This is a genomic window from Methylotuvimicrobium buryatense 5G (assembly GCF_000341735.1).
GTDB classification, from domain to species: Bacteria; Pseudomonadota; Gammaproteobacteria; order Methylococcales; family Methylomonadaceae; genus Methylotuvimicrobium; species Methylotuvimicrobium buryatense.
Map to the genome: position 1 here is coordinate 2901155 of NZ_KB455575.1, position 21592 is coordinate 2922746.

The window sequence follows — 21592 nt, forward strand, 5'->3', positions numbered from 1 at the left end:
CAGCCGAGTTGAAAAACTAGGGCATTTGCCGCATTTTGCGTGAAATGCCACACACCCCTCACCCAATCGTTTGCAGTCAACAAATGATCTAGAGCAACGCTGTTGCAATCCTTCGCTATGTGAACTTCCTTTATTTACAATGCCTGTAGACAAATTAACATCGTAAAATATCACACCTCAGCGAACGATAGTTTGACTAAACGCTAGACAAACCAATAAAAATCAGCAAAAGCCTTGCCAAAAACTGCGACATATTGTCGCGCGGCAATATGACACATTCAATTAGCACCTTAGTACTAATACAATGACCCCGGCTCTTGAAATACGCTTCTTAACGCCTCAGCTTATTCAAGATACTCCTCAATGATGCGATAGCGTTATCGCATTCTTTCCACTCGGGGATTACCATGAAACGAAATTACCAAATAGACGAACCGATACCATTAAAACACCGACAACTTGTCCAACAAACCGCATTTCATGAAGCCGGGCATGCCGCGGCAATTTATTTGTGTAACCGACAAAAAAATCTACCGCCTGTTTACTTCCAAATAACATTCGGCGGCCTGTGCGCCTCAACACCCGAAACCGACCGTCTAAAAAAGCTACCGCATTCTAATTGGGTTGCTACCGTCGAGGGTGGAAATCTGATTCACAGCCTGCCTCTCTCGGTAATCGAAAGCAGCGGCTATTTTTCCGATCACGAAAGTCACGCCTATCAGCTAGCTTATGAAGCCGACATCATCAATCTGTTGGCCGGCCCACTGGCTGAAGCGAAATATGTCGCGGAACGCGATAATGAAACCTTCAATCCTCGCCTAGTCAATGTCGAAGCTCTGAGATATTATGGCGGCACTTCCGATCTCGAAAGAGTTGACGAATATTTGGAAGCTTTAATAGCAACTCAAGATAAACGTAGCAAAAAATTAAACGAGCTTTTTTTGGCCGCATTCCGCTTTGTCGAGGACCCTAGCCATTGGTATGCCATCAATCGACTAGCCCATCATATTCTCGAAAACGACAATGAAATCATCGGCTGCGAAGAAATAATCGAAGTAATAGACAACGCTCTATTGCCGTCCTTAACCTATGACAGGTTAAGCGCTAATTTCCGTTGTTAATTGAACCGGCCTGACCATTATCGCTTATGAAACTCGACTCCATTGTTTGCCGAGGCCGCGAAAAAACAAAGCCAACGCGGCCTTGGCTTTAATCTCTCCGCCTTGCAATATCCTACAAACAACGAAAACAATTAATAAACTGTTGAAATGGATTCATTATTAACCTGCCCAAAACGCCTTTTAGTACTTAAAGATTTGCTATCTCGCGCCGTTGTATTTGATTGTAACTTAAGCCGGTGATTCCGCGTTTATACATCGATTGCCCGAGCGAACAGGCCAACCCCGAAGCCAATACCCGGGCATAAAACGGCAAGGTTTCGCTATAGGTGGGCAAGGCATCCTCAATGCAGTCAACTACTTGCAATTGTCGGTCGAAATCTTCGCGTTGCCTTGCTATTTCGACCATCAAAACCGAATTACCGAGACAACCCTCTGATAACTCCAGCGACCAAGTCAGGTCGTTTTGTAATTCGCATTGCCCGACATAGAGCCCTGATTGTGCCTCCGGCCATTGCTCCGGCGCGATCAATGATAAGCGGTAGCCGTCCGGCTTACGATAAAGCCAATAACATTGACCAAGCACTGGTTTGAATTTAATGGCGCTACTCAACACGAATAACGAGGTAAATAGCTCATCGGCAATCCGGTTTAAAGGCTTGGCCGGGACATTAAGACCTCTGGTAACGCTATATAAAGCGTCAAGCACAGGGAGCAATCCTTTGCCTTGCGGATTAGGCGATTGACCATGCGAGCTCATTGTTAAAAATAACCTTTATGAATAACCTTCGTCGACACGTTGCGCAAGATGCTTGAGAGCATCTGAAATAACGACCGGATAATTTTCTTCGCGCGTCAATAGCTTCAATTTACCGGGCAGCGTATGCAGTTGGTCTTGCGTTTCGAGTCGAATACGCTCAAGCGGCCGCTGCATTCCGGTAATCTGGCGACCGTTTTGCATTACTGCCTGCAATAACGGTTTACCGTCGCAAATTTCATCGTCTACAGCGATTGTATCGCCGATCATGATTCCGTCAAGATCGAAGCGGCGATACACTTGTTTTCGCCCCGGCCAAGTCGCCTTGCCTTCAGAGCGTTTGCGTCTCGGCACGCCGGCATATTCCTGCAATTTATACGCACAATCCATGTAAGGGGCATCCGCCGAGGTATCCAGATACGTGCCGATGCCGTATCCGTCGATCGGCGCTTGCCGCGAACGAAAAGCTTCGAGTTGATATTCGTCGATGCCGCCGCTTGCAAAAATCGTGACTTTTCGCAAACCGCCGTCATCGAGTATTCTCCTGACGTTATGCGCATGCTCGGCAAGATCGCCGCTATCTAAGCGCACACCCTTGATCCTTATGCCGGCCGCTTGTAATTTGGGCGCGAGAGCAACGACTTTTTGCGCGCCGGCCTCGGTATCGTAGGTATCGATCAATAATACGACATTATCAGGATTGGCTTCGGCAAAGCGGAGAAAGGCTTCGCTTTCGTCGTCGTGTGCCTGCACGAACGAATGCGCCATCGTACCGTAAAGGGGTATGCCGAATTCGCGGCCGGCGCAAACCGTTGCCGTACCGCTAAATCCGGCCAAATAACTCGCTCTTGCCGCCAAAACGCCGGCCTCGGCGCCATGCGCGCGCCGAAAACCGAAATCGACCAATAGCTTATCTCCAGCCATCAAAACCGAACGCGCGGCCTTCGATGCAATCAGTGTTTGAAAATGCAACAAGTTGATAACACGACTCTCGACCAATTGTGCTTCGGGAAACGGCGCAATAATTCTCAGAATCGGTTCATTCGGAAAAAACACGGTACCTTCCGGCATCGCATCGACATCCCCGGTAAAGGTCAAACCGGCCAGATAATCGATAAAATCCGATTTGAAATGTCCTGTTGTGCTAAGCCAATCGATTTCGGCTTCGCTAAAACGCAGATTTTCGAGAAAATCGAGGACTTGCTCCAGGCCTGCCGCAACCAAAAAGCTTCGATTCTTCGGCAGCTTGCGTACAAAAAACTCGAACACCGCGGTCTCTGTCATCGCGTGCCGATAATAGCCTTGCAGCATCGTCAATTGGTAAAGGTCGGTCAATAAAGCGTCGCTAGCAATCATGACAAGTCGTCCAATGTAATAAGATGGGCGCCTTCGTCCGCCATTATTCGTTCGGCTTCAAGCCCATCCTGAGGATGGATATTTACTGCCGCCAGCGCATCGTGTAATAAAAACACCTGGTAATCGAGCCTAAGCGCATCGCGAACCGTCTGCAACACGCAATAATCGGTTGCGATGCCGCACACAAACAACCGCTGTATCGAAGCGTTATTTAATCGACTTTCGAGTTTCGGATTTTCAAATGCCGAGTAGCCTTCCGCCTCAGCCGTATCTCCTGTGGAGACAAGGACGACAGTATCCGGGAGTAACAAGCTGGGGGCAAACTCTGCGCCTTTCGAACCGGCGACGCAATGGACCGGCCAAGGACCACCTTGCGCGGCGAATGAACAATGATGGCTAGGATGCCAGTCGCGTGTCACGAAAACCGGCAAGTGACTGCGTATGAATCGCTCGATATAGGCATTGACGACCGGAATGATTTTATCACCGCCAGCGACCGCCAACGCCCCGCCCGGCAAGAAATCTTTCTGAACATCGACCACAATCAACGCATCGCCTTGCTTGAGTCGTATTGGAGAAGAATCGGCTTGATGCATCGTTTACGGACTCCATTGATGATGGGCCGATTCCATATGCTTACCGGTAAAGGGCACAAAACTAACCCCCAAAACCGTACGCGAATCGATTTTACCTTGAGAGTCTTTTTCTATGACCAGCAATTCCTGATAATTAAAGGGAAGACCAACTGGAATCACCAAGCGCGCGCCATTCCGTAATTGATCGATCAAAGGCTGCGGGATATGAGGCGCGGCCGCGGTAACGACGATGCCGTCATAGGGACCGTGTTCCGGCCACCCGAGGTATCCGTCGCCGGTACGAACTTCGATATTATGATAACCGTAGGCCGCAAGTCTTTCCCTCGCTTTATCGGCCAAGGTTTCGACGATTTCAACCGTATATACCTGTTTGACCAGCCGAGATAAGATAGCCGCTTGGTAGCCGGAGCCGGTACCGATTTCCAATATCGTGTCGCTCGGCTTGGGAGCCAATAAATCGGTCATCAGCGCGACAATGTATGGCTGCGATATCGTCTGCCCCAAACCGATCGGTACCGGACCATTGGCATAGGCGTAATGCCTAGACTCCTCGGGCACGAACAAATGCCTCGGGACTTCACGCATCGCATCGATAACCCGCTCTTCCAAGGCATTCTTACCGATATAATGCCGCGTCAAGCGCACTTCGGCTTCAATATCATCGAGCATCTGCTGAATGTTTTCTTTCAAAACGCGCTCCCCAATTATTTCGCCCCAATTTTGAGTAGTAAAATAGTGTTTTGCACGTTCCTTATTCCTAGAAAAATCATTTCGCTACGAAGAATAAGAATCTGAAGTTTCCCAATTATTAAAAAAGAGAACTAGCGCTGACCAAGGTGTGTGGGTATTTTTGATTGGGTTTGCGTTAAACATGGCAAACCCATTAAAAAATACCTTTACAAGCCAGATTACCCCCCATAAAAACTGGGAAACTTCAGTAAGAATTTAATTCGATAGCTCATTAGCCTATGCACAACCCTTTTGCCCCTTAAAAGGTTATTCAATTTTTTTTATGACAAGCCGTTGAAATACTTTATGAACTTCATCTGCTTCATAGTTAAACTACCGAATTCAGGTTAATGTATATGCACTTCTCGAGACTTTACCTTATCACTTCTTCGCAACACATAACGATCCGACTTTTTGTCCAACCTTGTTCCGTCGTCATCTAATTGAACCAGCGTTCCATCATTTTCTATAAAATACCGCCGTGTATTTCCCACACCTTTACGTGGCGTTAATACAACGATTTGACTCTCCTCATTCCAGCTATATTTCCCTTTTTCGTAATACTCTCTTGAGGACTCCCTTGCCGGCTGAGTCACCATCAAATAATTATTTTTTTGTTTTAAAGACAACGTGACCTTGATGCCATTGCAATCATTGCACGGGAGATAACCGTAAAATACTCCGCGAAAAATTTGACTTTCATCGACATGACTTTCATGGAGCGCATGATCGTTATCCTTTTGCAAATGTTTTACCCGGGCTTTTGCAAGGTTTTCTCGAGCTTCAAAATCTGTCGCCGCGATTACCGGCATCGCGAAAACCCAGCATCCGATTAGCAACACGAAGCGACGGGGTTTTAATTGTTTTTTTACTGTTCGCATGGAAAATTTCCGAAAAAAGAGTTGTGTCTAGGAAAAAAGATCAATGGGGACAATCGGTTTCAATGTTAAACCGGGTATTTATGATACTGCTCCGGAAGCAGATCGGAATTTCCGCCTAGATTACAGAGCGACCGGTTTAAAGATCGATGCCAGGGTAGGCTCACCTAATGAGTGTAGCAAGCGAATCACCGGAATCAAGTCTCAGGGGTTATATACCTTTCGCACTTCGAATTTCGGCAGTGCCTTAGGAAGCGGGGTTGCTCGGTAAAGGCTTTGCCAGCATGGAACTGGCATAGAGCCTACATGGACGTATTTACGACAGATCGAACGCCAAGGATGGCTTGAATGCAGATTTTGCAGGAGCCAAAAATCTGCCCTGCTGCCCACATCCTCGCCAAGCACACCCCACACCCATTTTGATCCCCAAATTGGGAATTGCTGCATTGTCCCCGGCACATAGGCAATTTTTTATGTTTCTTAGAGAGCATGGAGTATGCTCATTGCCAGCAGATTCCAGATCACAAGAACACAACATTCACCTGACCGCCAAAAACATCTTGAATCGTTGGGATCAAGTGGTCATGGTGGCTAAGGAAGATAACTTGGGTCTGTTCGGACAATGCTTTAAGCGCTTCAAACCCGGCTTTTGATCGGACATCATCGTAGTTAATAAATAAATCGTCGGCGATAAAGGGCAACGGCATGGCTTGTTCCAAGTGCATTTCCAGGGCTGCCAATCTAAGTGCCAAGTAAAGCTGATCTCGTGTACCGTCACTCATACCAGAGATACCAACCATCTTGCCATCGGTGCGTAGCCCCTCTAGGACCATTGGTTCTCGTTCAAAATCCACAATCAGCTTGCTAAAAGATCCGGAAGTTAATGTCGAAAAGATGGCCCCGGCACGTTGTAACAGAGGCCCTTGCTTCTCTTCTCGGTAACGGTCAATAGACCAACGGAGCAAGCGCCCAGCGGTAAAAACTTTTACATACCGTTCTGCAACATCTGACATTTGTGCAAGCGCCTCTTGGCGTTTTGCTTCTGCTTGGGTTGCAGCGTCAGACCCACCGATTTCGGATAAAGCCCGTAAGGCATTTGCAAGGTCAGCCGAAAGATTTGATTGCTTCTGAACAGCTTCAGAAATTTCATCATTAACGTACGCTAAATCGCTGGTAAGTTGAATTAGATCAGCCGCATCAACCTCCGCTTCAATTTGCTCCCTAGTCAGGCCATCACCACCATTTATCAGATTAGTCTTAGATTCTGTCAGTTCTGCATTTAGGCGACGTTGCTCGTCAGACCTACGAATCGCTTCATGTAGCAAAACTGAGGTGTCGACTCCCGCTTTATCCATTAACGGTTTCAAACTCGCCGTTGCTGTTTGAATCGATTCTTGGTCTTCTAGCACCTGACTGCTTGCGACACGTAGCGATTCCTTAAGCCGACTGCTTTCCGTAAATGACTCGCGGACGAGGATTAAGCGATTTGCCAATGATTGAGCTATTTTTTCAGCTGGTTGATCTATTAGATCGGGGACAATGACTTCCGCAAGTCGTTTCGCTTCAATAGAAAATGCCCTCAAATCAGCATTCATTGTGTCGATACGTTCGACTTGAATCTGCCTCATTTTCTCTAGCTTCTCGGCTATTTGTTCAATAAGCTCAAGAGCGCCTTCGACCATGCCAATATCGCTATCAGACGCTAATCCCAACTTGGCCAATGTTATTGACCAATTTTTAGACCAACGGCTTTCTTCAAACTTCGCATCTTCAGTAGCTTGTTTTAACGCAGCATTAAGGGACTTTGCTTCACGCAATTGGGCTGATAAAGTTTCATGACGAACTTTAGCGCTATCGATGGCTTGAATATAGTTTTCTGCTTGAATACACAGAACGGACAATTTATCCGTCTCTATCACCTCAAGCCCCGTTTCTTTTAACGCCTTGACGAGATTGAGACGGGAATCTGCAACTAAACGGATAAATGAATCAAATTCTTCCTGTGCATCTTGATATGCAATACCCGCAGACAGTACTTTCTCCCGCCTAAGCATCCAGGCACCAATTTCTTCTAAGGCCATGCCAGCCAAGTCCATATTCGCAGCCTCTTGAGCCCAACGGTCGTCGAATAGTTGAATATCGTCATCCATTTTTGAGAGTTGGCCTTCAATCAGCGTTAAGCTCTGTTTCTCTCGTTCAAGCTGATGAATTAAGCTTTGGAGTTCGGTTGCCTCCTCTACATCGTCGAGCCTGCTATCTGCAATTTGATCGGCATAGGCAATTTTCCTTTCAAACGAAAGCCCTTCGAGTTCTAGATCAATAGCACCCGTTTTTATGCCACACCACAACTCATCTCGTTTTGTCCGAGCTTCGATCACCGCCTCAAGAGTCGTAATTTGATGCAGCTCATTAAACTGGGCAATTTGCAATTCAATCCGGGCAACCTCGGCTGTTTGATTTTTTAGCCGCAGTAATTCCGTTTTCCGGTCGGAAATTAGGGTTTGCCGCTCTTGAATTAATCGGTTAACTTTTTCTTGACTAGGCAGCTTTAGAGACAATAAGTCTGGCAGAGGTTTGCACCATTGGCTCAACTCCGCCAAATAACATTCCAGCGCTGATTTTGCCTTGGTCAGCGTAGTTTGTCGCTTTTGGTTCGCCAATTCGGTGTCACCAAATGATTTGGCGTTTGCTAATGCTGCACGTAGCGCAGGTTTAACGTCTCCCATCTGCAAATCAGCCAGTTGCTTCGACAGTGCTGCGATTTCAGAATCTTTGTTCTTTTCGGCCTGTTCTGCAGCCCGTAATGTCTGAATAATCCCGCCACGGTCGCGGACCAATTGCCTGAGTTCGCGCCGCACTAGCAGTGTCGGCATACGCTGGACAATTGCGCTTTCAGAATCTGGAGCCCAACCCAGCTGGGCGCAGGCATTACCAACCGCTCGCCAAAGTGCCGCTATTTCATTTTTTCGATTGGCGATATCGCCTTCATAAGCGCTGTATTGAAGGCGAAGATTATCTAGTTTGGTTATGTCGGCAGCGCGATCAATTAGGGTCTGGTCAACAACGATTTTTGATAGCGCTTCAGTGATTTTTTCAACCTCACTATTGCGCATTTCCAGGCGTTCAGCGGCGATAGCGAGCTCTCGTTCTGCGGCAGCGAGAATGGCTGCGGCATCTGCCGGCAACTCTATCACTTCACCCAATTCACCCAATTTCTGTTCATTATCTCTCAGGGTCATCAAAAACGGAGCAAGCCTACGAATGCGCTCAAGACGGGTACGCTGGCTTTGGAGTTTCTGGTGTCGTTCACGCTCATTGCTCAACGATTCTTGCAGAGATTCGACTTTACTATTGGCCTCCACCCAGACCTTGGTCCGAACAGTGGCTTCTTTCAAAGCAGTCGTTGCCTTATCGAGTTGGTCTAAGGCGATGTAATAAGCCCGGTCATTGGATTTTCTAGGTGCCCACAGTTTGTCAGCTTCGGCGACGAGCGCATCACGAATCTTACCAAGACTGGCGACACCAGCCGCAGATTGAAACAGGATCTGTCCCACATCATTCTCTGCATTGAGAATGCTATTGCCGCCGGAAACTAATCGCGTATGGTCAAGGCCAAACATTTGATCAAAGAAGCTTCTATCTGCAGTCCCCAGGAATGGTGTCAATTCAGTATCAGACAAGACGGCATCCACCGGCGAGCGCAGGGTTTGTTTTTGCGCTTTAGCGCGCTGAAATTCAAGCGAACCTGCTGCATTGCTAATGTAAGCCCCTAAGCGCAATTCGTTAAGCGGGTGCAGGAAACTATGGACGGAACGCAAAGGGAAACCAAACAACAAATCAACGATAGCGGATCGCAGTGTGGATTTGCCTGCCTCATTGGGCCCGACAATCATATGAAAGTCCTGTTTGGCAACTGGAAATTCAACTGAGCGGTCAGAGAATTTGCCGTACTTGATCAAGTCTAAGCGGTGAAAGCGCATCGTCAGCTTACTCCGCTTTGGCTAAATGAGACACCAGTCCTGGACGAACTTTGCGAACCAAGTTCACCAGATCGCCAGATCGAATGGCCTTGAAGTATGGGACAGTGGTTTGCAATTCCAAGGGAGCCTTGTTGACCAAGCCCAGCAGTTCATCTTGCAAGCTTTTAAGAAAGTCAGCGTCTGATTCAGCCGCCTGAAGCAGATCCTGCAAATCGGATAATGCATCGGCTCGGGCTCGAACCTCCTCGCCATTATCTGCCGCCGAAGTGGCCACCTTGACCTTTTCAACCCAAAGTCGCTCAGTACCCATGGCGACTGCCAAGGCTAAGACTTCGGCACGCAGTTGCGACTCCAGCCCGAAAAGTTCGCCGTGAGCGGCCGTTTTGCCGGTGACGGTGACTCTAACTGCTGTGGGAATGATAGATGGGCTGTTTTCTACAATTGCGTCGAGTTCTTTGCCGATGATGGCCACAACTTCCGATAACGTTTTGCACTCGGTAGCATCGACATCCAGACTGGTCCAGCGCAGGACATCGACGAACAGGCGCTCGATGTTCTGAATGCCATGCTCATCTGCAGTCACAATAACCGCTCCACGCGGCCCGGTCTCCCGGATATGACGACCCTGAAGGTTGCCGGGGAAAACAACCGTCGAGGCACCTTCCCAAATTTGATGTTCATGCACATGACCTAGTGCCCAGTAGTGGTAGCCTTTAGCATGAAGTTCATCCAAACTACACGGCGCATAAGTAGCGTGAGCTGCGTTGCCCTGAAGAGCTGTATGCAACACACCGATATTGAACATGCCTGGCACTGGAGCGGGATATCCTGTCGCTAGGTTCTCTAGGGTCTCTTTTTCCTTAAAGCTACGACCATGCAGAGCAACTTTTAGGTCATTCAGGCAGAAAGTGCAGGGTTTGCGGGTGTCGAAGGCAAAGACATTATCAGGTAATTGCAACTTTTTGGTCATTTCACTTTCGGCATCATGGTTGCCGAACAGCAGATAAACCGGAATACCGGCTTTCTTCAGGCGCCCCATTTCTTTACAGAAATAAATGCCCGTGTTGTGATCCTTCCAAGTGCCATCATAGAGATCTCCGGCAATCACCAGGAAGTCAACCGGTTGCTCAATTGCTTCGGTAACCAGGTTGGTAAAGGCGTCGCGAGTCGCCGTGCGCAGCATTTCCACAGGAGCATCAGCATAAGCGCTTAATCCCGTTAAAGGACTATCCAAATGGATGTCGGCAGCATGTATGAATTTCACTAATCTGTTCCTTTTTGTGAGTGACTAACGAATTCCCTCCCATCTATTCAATACTATACCCATCGCACTTCAAACTTCGGCATTGACGCATGGAGGCGCCGGGGTGTTCGGCAAAGGCTTTGACAGCAGGGATGCTGTCACAGAGCCTACATGGACGTATTCACGGCGTCCTTTGACGGACACCCCGGCGCCGAAATTTGACCCGCAAAGGGTATAGAATTGGTTTTGGGTCAAGAGCTAGATTTCACCGTTTTCAAACCAGCGCTCATGAATAACATGGTCACTAACTTTTTTCAGGATAACTTGAATACGCCACGATAGCCAAACTATTCGCTGCACTACTACTCCCTTTGCCTATGCGAAATGAGGAATCATAATCTTGACGACAGAATCCTGTACGAGCCTTGCATCGCTCATACAGGTATATCCCTATTTTTCTAAAAGAATTACGACTTTATTATCACGAACTAGCCGTTCGGTGCATTCTCCGCTATCTATTCCAGCAATTCCCAGTTTGAGCATTTTCGCCGATCTTAGGATGTGGGGTATGCCTGTCGAGGAACACAGTAAAACCATCCATGGGGGCTTGGCGGCAGCTCGAACGCCAAGGATGGCGTGAATGCAGATTTTGCATGGAGCAAAAATCAGCCCTGCTGCCGACATCCTAGCCAAGCACACCCCACACCCTTTTTGACCCCCAAATTGGGAATTGCTGCTATCTATTCGACCGTAACCGACTTCGCCAAATTTCTAGGCTGGTCGACATCGGTGCCTTTCAAAACCGCAACATGATAGGACAACAATTGCAGCGGTATCGTGTAAATGATCGGCGATATTTCGTTTTCAACCGGCGGCATTTTAATTATTTGAACGTTGACATCGTTTTCGGCCGCCAAAGTTTCGTCCATGAACACGATCAATTGACCGCCTCGGGCGCTGACTTCCTGTATGTTCGATTTGAGTTTTTCGAGCAGGCTATTGTTCGGCGCAACCGTAATCACCGGCATTTCCGCGTCGATCAGGGCCAACGGTCCGTGTTTCAATTCGCCCGCCGGATAAGCTTCGGCGTGAATATAGGAAATCTCCTTAAGCTTCAATGCGCCTTCCATCGCGATCGGGTAATGCGTCCCACGACCCAAAAATAATGCATGCTGTTTTTCGGCGAACTGCTCGGACAATTGTTTGATCTTGTCGTCCAATTGCAGAACCGCTTCAATTTTTCCGGGCAGACTGAAAAGCTCCGAAGAAATTTTGTTTTCCATCTCTTTAGTCAGTCCGAAGCGTCTCCCTATGGCAATGACTAAAAGCAACAAAGTCGCCAATTGCGTCGTGAAGGCTTTCGTCGACGCGACGCCGATTTCCGGGCCTGCACGGGTCATCATCACCAAATCGGATTCTCTTACCAGCGAACTCTCCGGAACATTACAGATCGCGAGCGAATATTTTGCACCGAGCTTTTTGGCTTCTTGCAATGCAGCCAAGGTATCGGCGGTTTCGCCGGATTGCGAAATCGTCACGACCAATGTGCCGGGCGGGACGATTGGTTTACGGTAGCGATATTCGCTGGCCACTTCGATATTACAAGGTACCTTGGCTAATTTTTCGAACCAATAACGGGCAACCAAACCGGCATGATAGCTGGTCCCGCAAGCGAGTATCTGTATCGATTCGACCTGATCGAATACCTCAGTGGCATTATGGCCGAAGGCGTTTTCCTGAAGACGATTATCGATAAAGCGCCCTTCGAGCGTCTCGGAAATCGCCCAAGGTTGGTCGTAGATTTCCTTGAGCATGTAATGACGGTAGAGCCCTTTTTCTACCGAATCGGCTTTGAGTTGGCTTTCTTTGATCGGCCGATCGACTAGGTTGTCGTCCTTGTCGTAAATGACGACTTTACCGATCGTTATTTCGGCAACATCGCCGTCTTCGAGAAACATAAAACGCTGCGTAACCGGCAGCAACGCGGCAACATCGGAGGCGATAAAATATTCGCCGATGCCGACACCAATCACGAGCGGGCTACCTTTTCTACAGGCGATCAAGGTATTCGGGTGATCCTTTGCAACGACGCCTAACGCATAAGCGCCTTCGAGTTTTTTGATCGATGCCTTGACCGCGCCGAGCAGATTATCCGTGCTATCCAAAGCTCCATATATTTCGTTGACGATCACTTCGGTATCGGTTTCGGAGGTAAACTCATAACCGACCGCTTTCTGGTTATTCCTCAAATGCTCATGATTTTCGATAATTCCGTTATGCACGACAGCAACCTTGTCGCGGCATATATGAGGATGAGCATTCGCGGTACTCGGTTTGCCATGCGTCGCCCACCGCGTATGGGCAATACCGATATGGCCTTGTATCGCATCCTGAGCGATCAAGGCTTCCAAGCCTCTAACCTTGCCGACCTCGCGTTTGCGATACAGCTGACCATCTTCGACAACAGCCAATCCGGCCGAATCGTAACCGCGATATTCAAGGCGCTTCAGGCCTTCGATCAATATCGGCACTACATTACGTTGCGCAATTGCGCCCACGATTCCGCACATGTTATTTCTCCTTTTTTACCGGCCTTTGCCAGGTTGGGATAGTGGTTTGTTTCGCACGCGACAGAGTCAATTGCTCCGGCGGCGTGTCTTTCGTAATCGTCGACCCTGCGCCTATCGTCGAATTTTTACCGATTGTAACCGGCGCGACCAATTGCGAATTCGAGCCAATAAATGCGCCATCTTCGATCACGGTCTTGAACTTATTAACACCGTCGTAATTACAGGTGATCGTGCCGGCACCGACATTGACGCCGCTGCCGATGACGCTGTCTCCGATATAACTCAAATGGTTGATTTTACTGCCGACCGCGACTGTTGATTTTTTAATTTCGACGAAATTGCCGACATGAACATTATCGGCTAACTTGGCGTCGGGTCTTAGCCGTGCAAAAGGTCCGATACGGCTAGATTTACCGACTTCAGCATTTTCGATCACGCAATTCGGCAATATTTCGACATTATCGTGAATGATCGAGTTTTTTATAAGCGTATTTGCGCCGATCGTTACATTACTGCCTATGTTAATGCTACCTTCGAGAATAACATTGATGTCGATTTCGATATCGGTACCCAAATGCTCGATGCTTCCCCTGATGTCGAAACGCGCAGGATCTCTCAATGTAACTCCGCGCTCCATTAACCTATTCGCCTGCTCAATTTGATAAACTCGCTCCAGATGCGCCAATTGCATACGATTGTTGACGCCCAACACCTCGTCCTCGGTTTCGGCTTGCGATGTAACAATGTCGATACCGTCATTGACAGCCATTTCGATGATGTCGGTTAGATAATACTCGTTTTGTGCATTATTATTCTGCAAACGGCTTAACCATTTTTTCAATTGCCCGCCGTTCAATGCCATGATACCGGTATTGCCTTCTTGTATCGCTTTTTCTTCGGGAGATGCGTCTTTTTCTTCGACGATCTTCAAAACTCTATTGTCGCTGTCCCGTACGATGCGGCCATACCCCGTGGGGTTGGACAACACGACCGTTAATAATGCTAAGGCATTACTACCTGCATCGGCAATCAACGTTTCGACCGTCGACAACTTCAATAAAGGCACATCCCCATATAAAATCAGCACGGTATCGTCATCATCGACATAATCGATGGCTTGCTGCACGGCATGTCCAGTGCCTAATTGCTGAACTTGCTCTATCCACTGAGCATTGAGGTGACTCAAACGATTTCGAACCTGCTCCGCGCCGTGTCCGTAAACAATATTTACCCGATTATCGGGAAGTTGCTTACTGGTATCGTATACATGTTCCAGCAAAGGCCTTCCGGCCACTCGATGTAAAATCTTCGGCATTTCGGAACGCATACGCGTTCCTTTGCCCGCTGCTAAAATAATAGTCGTTAATGTCATTTTTTCATTTCCTTTAAACAAAAAAAGCCCGACAACGCTTTATCGTTATCGGGCTTTTATATGGCTTAAGCCACGGAGTTATCCGCCGCGCTTTCTGAGTCTGTCCAAAGTCCTCAGTTGCATGACCGCTTCCATCAATTGTGCCTGAGCGGTCGCATAATCGACCTTGCTGGATTTATCGGACAATGCTTCCTCGGCTCGGGATTTGGCTTCTAGTGCTGCTGCTTCATCGATGTCTTTCGCTCGAATCGCGCTATCGGCCAATATCGTCACCAAATGCGGCTGGACTTCCAAAATGCCGCCAGAAACAAAGAATGGATAGCTTTCGCTGTCGCTGACCTTGACCCTGACTTCACCGGGTTTGAGTTTGGTAATCATCGGCGCGTGACGCGGCGAGATACCGACTTCGCCTAATTCGGCGGGCGCAAAAACCATTTCGGCCAAGCCGGAATAAATTTCTTGCTCCGCGCTGACGATGTCTACATGTACGGTCATTGTCATCTCTCGGTTCCCATCGTCCGGTTATTTTTGCATGCCCTTGGCTTTTTCCAAAGCTTCGTCGATCGTGCCGACCATGTAGAATGCTTGCTCCGGAACATGATCGTACTCGCCATCGATAATACCTTTGAAGCCGGCGATGGTGTCTTTTAATGAAACATATTTTCCCGGAGAACCGGTAAAAACTTCCGCGACGAAGAACGGTTGCGACAAGAATCTTTGAATCTTGCGCGCTCTCGATACAATCAACTTGTCATCTTCCGACAACTCGTCCATGCCTAAAATCGCGATGATGTCGCGTAACTCCTTGTAGCGTTGCAAAGTACCTTGCACCGCACGAGCGACATTGTAATGCTCATGACCGATAACCAAAGGATCCAACTGACGACTGGTCGAGTCAAGCGGGTCGATCGCCGGATAAATGCCCAGCTCCGCGATTTGACGGGACAATACCACGGTCGCGTCCAAATGCGCAAATGTCGTAGCCGGTGACGGATCGGTCAAGTCGTCGGCAGGTACGTAAACGGCCTGGATCGAGGTGATCGAACCGGTTTTGGTCGAGGTGATGCGTTCTTGCAATACGCCCATTTCTTCCGCCAAGTTAGGCTGATAGCCTACCGCCGACGGCATCCGGCCCAATAATGCCGATACTTCGGTACCGGCCAATGTGTAACGATAAATATTATCTACGAAGAACAATACGTCACGGCCTTCTTCACGGAAAAATTCGGCCATCGTCAAACCGGTCAACGCTACACGCAGCCGGTTGCCTGGCGGCTCGTTCATCTGTCCGTAAACTAATGATACCTTATCGATAACTTTCGAGTCGGTCATTTCGTGATAGAAGTCGTTACCTTCACGGGTACGCTCGCCAACGCCGGCGAAGACCGAGAAACCGCTGTGTTCGATAGCGATGTTACGAATCAATTCCATCATGTTGACGGTCTTGCCGACGCCGGCACCGCCGAATAAACCGACTTTACCGCCTTTCGCGAACGGACAAACCAAGTCGATAACCTTGATGCCGGTTTCTAGCAATTCATTGCTGGCGGCTTGCTGATCGTAAGATGGCGCTTCGCGGTGAATCGCCCATCTTTCGTCTTCGCCGATCGCGCCTTTCTCGTCGATCGGCTCGCCAAGAACGTTCATGATGCGGCCCAACGTTTTTTGACCGACCGGCACAGCAATTGGCGCGCCGGAATTGCTGACTTGCAAACCTCTGCTCAAACCGTCGGTCGAACCCATCGCAATGGATCTAACCACGCCGTCGCCTAATTGCTGCTGCACTTCCAAAACAAGATTCTTGTCTTCAACCTTCAGTGCATCATAGACTTTCGGAAGGCTTTCGCGTGGAAATTCGACATCCACGACCGCTCCGATAATCTGAACGATTTTACCCAAACTCATTTTGTCGTCCTCTTCAATACTTAAATCTGTTAATTCGTCTGTGCATTACACAGCAGCGGCGCCGGCAACGATTTCGGAAATTTCCTGCGTAATCGCGGCTTGTCGGGCTTTGTTGTAAATCAGTTGCAGTTCGCCGATAAGCTTGCCTGCATTATCCGAAGCGCTTTTCATGGCAACCATCCGAGCCGCTTGTTCGCAAGCATTGTTCTCGACAAGCCCCTGATACACGATCGATTCGATATAGCGGGTCAGCAAATTATCTAGAACTTCCTTGGCATCAGGCTCATAGATATAGTCCCAATGGCCTTTCAACTCATCTTCGAGTTCGTCGGCAATGACCGGCAGCAGCTTCTCGACATTCGGTCGTTGGGTCATTGTGTTAACAAACTCATTGCTAATCACATATAACTCATCGACTCGACCTTCCTCAAAAGCGTCGAGCATGATTTTTATGATACCGATGATATCGTTTAGATGCGGCGTGTCGCCAAGCTTGCCGACTTGCCCAACCATATTGACTTTTTGTAAGTTACCGAAAAAACCGGCAGCCTTGGTTCCGATTGTGCAAATATCGACATCAATGCCGTCTTTTTCCCATTGGCGAAATTGCACTAGGGTTTTACGGAATAGATTAGAATTCAAACCGCCACATAACCCGCGATCCGAACTGACGACGATCACACCAACACGTTTGACTTCACGCGGAATCAAATAAGGATGTTTATACTCGGCATTGGCATGAGCCAGATGTCTGATAATCTGACCCATTTTTTTCGAGTAAGGCCGCGTTGCCTGCATTCTGTTTTGCGTTTTACGCATTTTACTTGCAGCGACCATTTCCATCGCCCGAGTGATCTTTTGAGTATTTTTGATACTCCCGATCTTGGTGCGTATTTCTTTACCGACAGCCATTTGACGACCCTTTTACCAGCTATGCGTTTTAATGAAAGTATCGATGGCGGATTTAATGCCTTCTTTGATTTCATCGGAGAAGTCGCCTGTTGCATTGATCTGATCCATCAACTCCGACTTTTCGGACTTCATGTAAAGTTGCAGAGCGTCTTCGAAATCCCGAACTTTATTGACTTCAACCGAATCCAGATAGCCTTCGTTTGCAGCGAACAACGACACCGCCATTTGCGCAACCGACATCGGCGAATATTGATTTTGTTTCATCAACTCGGTCACGCGTTGACCGCGTTCGATTTGCTTACGCGTACTTTCGTCAAGATCGGACGCGAACTGAGCGAAAGCCGCTAATTCACGATACTGAGCTAAGTCCAAACGAATACCGCCGCCCAATTTCTTGATGATTTTGGTTTGCGCCGCGCCGCCTACCCGCGATACCGATAGACCCGCGTTGACCGCAGGACGGATACCGGCGTTGAACAGATCGGTTTCGAGGAAGATCTGTCCGTCGGTGATCGAAATCACGTTGGTTGGAACGAAGGCCGATACGTCGCCTGCTTGCGTTTCGATGATCGGCAATGCTGTCAACGAACCGGTTTTGCCTTTGACTTGACCGTTGGTCAATTTTTCGACTTCATCGGCATTGATTCTTGCCGCTCTTTCGAGCAAACGAGAATGCAAATAAAATACGTCGCCCGGATAAGCTTCACGACCCGGCGGTCTACGAAGTAACAACGATACTTGGCGATAAGCCCAAGCTTGCTTGGTCAAATCGTCGTAAATGATCAATGCGTCTTCGCCGCGATCTCTAAAAAATTCGCCCATCGAACAACCGGTATACGGCGCGATGAATTGCAGCGCGGCAGATTCGGAAGCGGAAGCCGCTACGACGATGGTATGCTCCATCGCGCCGTGCTCTTCGAGCTTACGAACGACGTTAGCGATCGAAGAACGCTTCTGGCCGATTGCGACATAAATACATTTGATGCCGGTGCCTTTTTGATTGATGATCGCATCGACGGCAATGGCGGTTTTACCGGTTTGACGGTCGCCGATGATCAATTCGCGTTGGCCGCGGCCGACCGGAATCATCGAGTCGATCGATTTTAGGCCGATTTGCACAGGTTGATCGACCGATTGACGCGCGATTACGCCTGGTGCGATTTTTTCGATCGGAGAAGTTTCGTTAGTATTGATCGCGCCTTTGCCGTCGATGGGATTACCCAATGCATCGACAACGCGGCCCAGCAATGCTTCGCCGACCGGTACTTCCAGAATTCTACCGGTACATTTGACGGTGTCGCCTTCGGTAATGTGCTCGTAGGCCCCCAAGACAACTGCGCCGACTGAATCGCGCTCCAAGTTGAGCGCCATGCCATAGGTATTTCCAGGAAACTCCAACATCTCGCCCTGCATGGCTTCTGAAAGCCCATGCACTCTGACGATACCGTCGGTCACGCTGACTACGGTGCCTTCGGTATGACTTTCGACGCTCAGGTCGAAATTTTCGATCTTTTGCTTGATAAGATCACTGATTTCTGATGGGTTTAATTGCATGTTCTTTTTCTCTCACTCACTGTAGAGCTTTCTGCATGTGAAGAAGCTGGCCTTTGACGGTTCCGTCGATCACCTTGTCTCCGGCACGGATTAGTACGCCACCGATCAGCGACCGGTCGTTCCAAATATCCAAACGAACTTGCTTATTCAGCCAACGCTCCAATCTGGACACTAAATTGCCTTGCTCGTCTTCCGTCAAAGGGTAAGCGGATATGACCTGAACTTCGGAGTATCCTTCATCGTCCGCTCTAAATTGCTCGTAAATCTTCGCAATTTGCGCGGCCAATTTCAGCCGATTATTATGGATGAGCAGTTTTAGAAAGTTTTTACCTTCCTGATCGAGATGTTCGCCGCAGATATCCAGCATCAAGTTTAAAAAACTTTCTTTAGCGATTTTCGGATTATCGGCTGCCAGCGCAATATTAGAGTCGCTCAAGACCGCGGACAAAAACGCTAAGTTATCGGACCATTTTGCTGTAGTGCCGGTTTCCTTCGCCCGTTTGAAAGCCGCCTCCGCATAAGGCCGCGCCAATGTTGCCAGTTCGCTCATGGTGCTTAACCTATTTGATTGGAAACTTTATTCAAGATTTCTTGGTGTTTGGCTTGATCGATTTCCGCGCTTAAAATTTGTTCTGCCGCATTCAATGCCAAGGAAGAAACTTCCTTGCGCAAACTTTCTTTGACTTGCTGCAATTCTTGATCGATCTGCGCTTGAGCGGCGACAAGTAAGCGTTCGCCCTCTTTCTTAGCGGCGTCTTTGGACTCCTCGACAATCTCATTGGCCCGTTTTTGCGCCAGATTAACGATATCCGCAGACTGCTCTTTGGCTTCTTTGAGAACATTAATGGCCCTTTTCTCGGCCAATTCCATTTCTTCCTGGCCTTTTTCAGCCGCCGCCAATCCATCGGCGATTCTCTTCTTCCGCTCTTCCAAGGATTGATACAATGGGGGCCAAACGAACTTCATGGTAAACCATACCAGAAGCGCGAATGTAATCATTTGTCCAATCAGAGTAGCATTGATACTCACGATGCGTTCCTCTTGTTGCTGTTAGTTAAAAAACCGGATCTATTAGTTACCGGCAGCGGCTTGAACAGCAGATAAAAACGGATTCGCAAATGTGAAGAATAATGCCAGACCGACGCCGATCATGGTTACCGCGTCTAATAAGCCTGCAACAATGAACATTTTAACTTGCAACATAGGCACCATTTCAGGTTGACGCGCCGCGCCTTCCAAAAACTTACCGCCTAATAAACCGAAACCGATAGCGGTTCCAAGCGCACCCATTCCTAAAACCAGTCCGACAGCGATCGCTGTCATGCCTTGAACATCAGCAATTAAAGACGCTAAATTTTCCATGATACCTCCAAACGTATGATTAAAATTAAAGTAACAAAATAATTAGTGATCTTCGTGAGCCATACTCAGGTAGACAATCGTCAATACCATGAATATGAAAGCTTGTAGCGTAATAATCAGAATATGAAAAATCGCCCACGGAAAACTTAGCGCCGGCTGTATAGCCCACGGCAGCAGCGCAATCAAGATAAAGATCAATTCACCGGCATATAGGTTACCGAATAAACGAAGCGCCAATGAGATCGGTTTGGCCAATTCCTCAACCAATTTAAGCAAAAGATTGAACGGCAACAACCAAGGACCGAACGGCTGGAACATCAACTCTTTGGCAAAACCCCAAGGACCTTTAACCTTAATGCTGTAAAAAATAATCAGGAAAAATACCGATATAGACATCGCAAAGGTCGCGTTCAAATCAGTACTGGGGACGACTCTAAGATATTCGATACCCATCATCGAGCCGATCATCGGTAACAAATCGACCGGGAACAAATCCATGAAATTAAATAAGAAGACCCAGCAGAAAATCGTCAAAGCCAATGGCGCGATCAATTCGCTTTTGCCGTGAAAGCTGTCTTTAACCTGTGAATCGACGAACTCTATCATCATTTCGGCAAAATTTTGCACCAATCCCGGGACATCGGAAGTGGCTCTTTCGGCCGCCATTTTAAAAAACCAAATGAACAATCCGCCCAACACGGCGGAAAAAAACAGAGTATCCAAATGCAAAGTCCAGAAACCCTCACCGACACTCAACGGTGTCAAATGATGAACGATATATCCGGTTGCCCCTTCGGCTGCATGGGCTTCAGTAGCCATCTTTCCTCTCTCGAATTGAAATCGTCAGCGCATAATTAGCGCAAACCAAAATACGGACAATACTGCTATATACCCCAATAGCAGCGTTAAAATATTGATATTCGGAATTTGAAAAATCAAAAAAAACAGCACAGCTGTCAATATGAGCTTTCCCGATTCGCCGGCATAAAACGAATTCATGATTTTTTTGGCGCCTTGCCCGCTCGCCCTAAGGATTCGCAAAGCAAAGTATAGATTCGGTATAAACGCGGCTAATGCGCCTAAAAACGGCGATTTAGCACTCTGCAGCCCCGAAACCACTGCAAATCCGGAAGATATCGCGATAATGATGAACGCTTGTAAAATCAAGATTTTTTCGACTGTAGAAATCTTTTCGTCCGTCACACCAGCTCCAGATACAACAACCTGTGGATTATAGCGATGAGGCTTCATTTAATCAAG

Annotated in this window: 19 protein-coding genes; 1 reads left to right on the forward strand and 18 read right to left on the reverse strand. The window is 48.1% G+C overall.

Annotated features, from left to right (window positions below):
- Positions 1–407: 407 nt before the first annotated feature.
- A complete protein-coding gene (locus METBU_RS0113025) occupies positions 408–1121 on the forward strand; it encodes a hypothetical protein (RefSeq protein WP_017841045.1) in 714 nt (237 codons plus the stop codon).
- Between the two features lie 187 nt (positions 1122–1308).
- Here METBU_RS0113025 and METBU_RS0113030 read toward each other — a convergent pair whose 3' ends face one another.
- From METBU_RS0113030 to METBU_RS0113120, 18 genes are all read right to left on the reverse strand, one after another.
- Positions 1309–1878, reverse strand: a complete 570-nt coding sequence (locus METBU_RS0113030; RefSeq protein WP_014146873.1) for a DUF2452 domain-containing protein — start codon at positions 1876–1878, stop codon at positions 1309–1311.
- Positions 1879–1893: 15 nt separating this feature from the next.
- A complete protein-coding gene (locus METBU_RS0113035) occupies positions 1894–3231 on the reverse strand; it encodes a nicotinate phosphoribosyltransferase (protein ID WP_017841046.1) in 1338 nt (445 codons plus the stop codon).
- Entirely contained in the window at positions 3228–3827 is a 600-nt protein-coding gene (locus METBU_RS0113040) for an isochorismatase family protein (RefSeq protein ID WP_017841047.1), read from the reverse strand. Before METBU_RS0113040 ends, METBU_RS0113035 begins: the two co-directional genes overlap by 4 nt.
- A gap of 3 nt (positions 3828–3830) precedes the next feature.
- Entirely contained in the window at positions 3831–4517 is a 687-nt protein-coding gene (locus METBU_RS0113045) for a protein-L-isoaspartate(D-aspartate) O-methyltransferase (protein WP_017841048.1), read from the reverse strand.
- 386 nt (positions 4518–4903) lie between these two features.
- A complete protein-coding gene (locus METBU_RS0113050) occupies positions 4904–5437 on the reverse strand; it encodes a copper resistance protein NlpE (RefSeq protein ID WP_017841049.1) in 534 nt (177 codons plus the stop codon).
- A gap of 518 nt (positions 5438–5955) precedes the next feature.
- On the reverse strand, positions 5956–9414 hold the full coding sequence (locus tag METBU_RS0113060; protein ID WP_017841051.1) for a YhaN family protein: 3459 nt from the start codon (positions 9412–9414) through the stop codon (positions 5956–5958).
- 7 nt (positions 9415–9421) lie between these two features.
- Entirely contained in the window at positions 9422–10678 is a 1257-nt protein-coding gene (locus tag METBU_RS0113065; protein ID WP_017841052.1) for a metallophosphoesterase family protein, read from the reverse strand.
- A 719-nt stretch (positions 10679–11397) separates the two neighbouring features.
- Positions 11398–13227: a glutamine--fructose-6-phosphate transaminase (isomerizing) gene (glmS, locus tag METBU_RS0113070; protein WP_017841053.1), complete on the reverse strand. Its 1830-nt coding sequence runs from the start codon at positions 13225–13227 to the stop codon at positions 11398–11400.
- A 1-nt stretch (position 13228) separates the two neighbouring features.
- Complete coding sequence (glmU, locus tag METBU_RS0113075) at positions 13229–14599, reverse strand: bifunctional UDP-N-acetylglucosamine diphosphorylase/glucosamine-1-phosphate N-acetyltransferase GlmU (RefSeq protein ID WP_017841054.1); 1371 nt, start codon at positions 14597–14599, stop codon at positions 13229–13231.
- 78 nt (positions 14600–14677) lie between these two features.
- Positions 14678–15100 carry a F0F1 ATP synthase subunit epsilon gene (locus METBU_RS0113080; RefSeq protein WP_026130213.1) on the reverse strand — a complete coding sequence of 141 codons (423 nt, stop codon included), beginning with the start codon at positions 15098–15100 and terminating at the stop codon, positions 14678–14680.
- 21 nt (positions 15101–15121) lie between these two features.
- Positions 15122–16504, reverse strand: a complete 1383-nt coding sequence (gene atpD / locus METBU_RS0113085) for a F0F1 ATP synthase subunit beta (protein WP_017841056.1) — start codon at positions 16502–16504, stop codon at positions 15122–15124.
- A gap of 45 nt (positions 16505–16549) precedes the next feature.
- Positions 16550–17416 carry a F0F1 ATP synthase subunit gamma gene (gene atpG / locus METBU_RS0113090; protein ID WP_017841057.1) on the reverse strand — a complete coding sequence of 289 codons (867 nt, stop codon included), beginning with the start codon at positions 17414–17416 and terminating at the stop codon, positions 16550–16552.
- A gap of 12 nt (positions 17417–17428) precedes the next feature.
- Complete coding sequence (atpA, locus tag METBU_RS0113095) at positions 17429–18970, reverse strand: F0F1 ATP synthase subunit alpha (RefSeq protein ID WP_017841058.1); 1542 nt, start codon at positions 18968–18970, stop codon at positions 17429–17431.
- Between the two features lie 16 nt (positions 18971–18986).
- Positions 18987–19520, reverse strand: coding sequence for a F0F1 ATP synthase subunit delta (locus METBU_RS0113100; RefSeq protein WP_017841059.1), 534 nt, complete (start codon positions 19518–19520; stop codon positions 18987–18989).
- A 5-nt stretch (positions 19521–19525) separates the two neighbouring features.
- The gene (locus METBU_RS0113105) at positions 19526–19999 is read right to left on the reverse strand and encodes a F0F1 ATP synthase subunit B (protein WP_017841060.1); all 474 of its coding nucleotides are present in this window, start codon (positions 19997–19999) and stop codon (positions 19526–19528) included.
- A 42-nt stretch (positions 20000–20041) separates the two neighbouring features.
- Positions 20042–20332, reverse strand: coding sequence for a F0F1 ATP synthase subunit C (gene atpE / locus METBU_RS0113110; protein ID WP_014146839.1), 291 nt, complete (start codon positions 20330–20332; stop codon positions 20042–20044).
- 42 nt (positions 20333–20374) lie between these two features.
- Positions 20375–21151, reverse strand: coding sequence for a F0F1 ATP synthase subunit A (gene atpB / locus METBU_RS0113115; RefSeq protein WP_014146838.1), 777 nt, complete (start codon positions 21149–21151; stop codon positions 20375–20377).
- A gap of 24 nt (positions 21152–21175) precedes the next feature.
- Complete coding sequence (locus METBU_RS0113120) at positions 21176–21535, reverse strand: ATP synthase subunit I (protein WP_017841061.1); 360 nt, start codon at positions 21533–21535, stop codon at positions 21176–21178.
- Positions 21536–21592: the final 57 nt, after the last annotated feature.

Coding starts and splice junctions, on each gene's coding strand:
- METBU_RS0113025 (WP_017841045.1), top strand. CDS start 408: ATGAAACGAAATTACCAAATAGACGAACCGATACCATTAAAACACCGA.
- METBU_RS0113030 (WP_014146873.1), bottom strand. CDS start 1,878: ATGAGCTCGCATGGTCAATCGCCTAATCCGCAAGGCAAAGGATTGCTC.
- METBU_RS0113035 (WP_017841046.1), bottom strand. CDS start 3,231: ATGATTGCTAGCGACGCTTTATTGACCGACCTTTACCAATTGACGATG.
- METBU_RS0113040 (WP_017841047.1), bottom strand. CDS start 3,827: ATGCATCAAGCCGATTCTTCTCCAATACGACTCAAGCAAGGCGATGCG.
- METBU_RS0113050 (WP_017841049.1), bottom strand. CDS start 5,437: ATGCGAACAGTAAAAAAACAATTAAAACCCCGTCGCTTCGTGTTGCTA.
- METBU_RS0113060 (WP_017841051.1), bottom strand. CDS start 9,414: ATGCGCTTTCACCGCTTAGACTTGATCAAGTACGGCAAATTCTCTGAC.
- glmS (WP_017841053.1), bottom strand. CDS start 13,227: ATGTGCGGAATCGTGGGCGCAATTGCGCAACGTAATGTAGTGCCGATA.
- glmU (WP_017841054.1), bottom strand. CDS start 14,599: ATGACATTAACGACTATTATTTTAGCAGCGGGCAAAGGAACGCGTATG.
- METBU_RS0113080 (WP_026130213.1), bottom strand. CDS start 15,100: ATGACAATGACCGTACATGTAGACATCGTCAGCGCGGAGCAAGAAATT.
- atpD (WP_017841056.1), bottom strand. CDS start 16,504: ATGAGTTTGGGTAAAATCGTTCAGATTATCGGAGCGGTCGTGGATGTC.
- atpG (WP_017841057.1), bottom strand. CDS start 17,416: ATGGCTGTCGGTAAAGAAATACGCACCAAGATCGGGAGTATCAAAAAT.
- atpA (WP_017841058.1), bottom strand. CDS start 18,970: ATGCAATTAAACCCATCAGAAATCAGTGATCTTATCAAGCAAAAGATC.
- METBU_RS0113100 (WP_017841059.1), bottom strand. CDS start 19,520: ATGAGCGAACTGGCAACATTGGCGCGGCCTTATGCGGAGGCGGCTTTC.
- atpE (WP_014146839.1), bottom strand. CDS start 20,332: ATGGAAAATTTAGCGTCTTTAATTGCTGATGTTCAAGGCATGACAGCG.
- atpB (WP_014146838.1), bottom strand. CDS start 21,151: ATGGCTACTGAAGCCCATGCAGCCGAAGGGGCAACCGGATATATCGTT.